Origin of the sequence: Acidiphilium sp. JA12-A1 (assembly GCF_000724705.2) — a bacterium.
GTDB classification, from domain to species: domain Bacteria; phylum Pseudomonadota; class Alphaproteobacteria; order Acetobacterales; family Acetobacteraceae; genus Acidiphilium; species Acidiphilium multivorum.
On the sequence record NZ_JFHO01000227.1, the window covers coordinates 1 to 690 of the forward strand.

At 65.2% G+C, this 690-nt stretch carries 1 protein-coding gene; it reads left to right on the plus strand.

Going from position 1 to position 690, the window contains the following annotated elements; translation table 11 throughout:
• Window positions 1-201: 201 nt before the first annotated feature.
• On the plus strand, window positions 202-618 hold the full coding sequence (locus RT91_RS19435; RefSeq protein WP_240314380.1) for a phosphate-starvation-inducible PsiE family protein: 417 nt from the start codon (window positions 202-204) through the stop codon (window positions 616-618).
• Window positions 619-690 lie beyond the last annotated feature (72 nt).

The window sequence follows — 690 nt, forward strand, 5'->3', positions numbered from 1 at the left end:
CGTCGCGCCGCACACAGAGAATGGTCGTGCCATGCCAGCCGACCGGATCATTGGTATTCATCATGCACTCCAGATGGCACCGCGCGGATGGCCGGGCAAGGCGCCAAAGGTTGAAGGGGCGCGGGTCCGTGTCCCTTTCGTGCATGCAACGGACGGCGGAAGCCGCTATCATTGCCGCGGCAGACACGGGGAGACCAGGGGATGGACCGCCGGTTCGGCAGCAGGGCGTACCAATATTTCGAATTCGTCGTCGTCCAGGCCGTGACGCTGCTGATGGCGATCGTGGTGACGGCGGCACTCGCGCATCTCGTGGTGAACATCGCACACGACATCCTGGCCACAACCTTCGATCCGACCAACGCGGCGGTGTTCCAGTCGGTGTTCGGCGGGATCTTCACCGTCGTCATCGCGCTGGAATTCAAGCGATCGATCCTCGTGACGAGCGAGCGCGACGAGGGGCCGGTGCGCGTGCGGGTGGTCATCCTGATCGGGATGCTCGCGATCGTCCGCAAGCTGATCATCATGGATCTCGCGCATGAGCTGATGGGCTGGCGCTTCACCCTTGCCGAATTCGGTCGGCGGGCCGATCATGATCGCACTCCTCTCCTTCGTGCTTAGCCGGGTAATCGACCCCGGAGCGCGTCGCTGCGGCGCGCGCCGAGGCCGAGCGCGGCCGCGTCGGCCGGATGG

Bases quoted from the DNA above. Each gene is read 5' to 3' on its own strand.
- RT91_RS19435 (WP_240314380.1), top strand. From the start codon at position 202: ATGGACCGCCGGTTCGGCAGCAGGGCGTACCAATATTTCGAATTCGTC.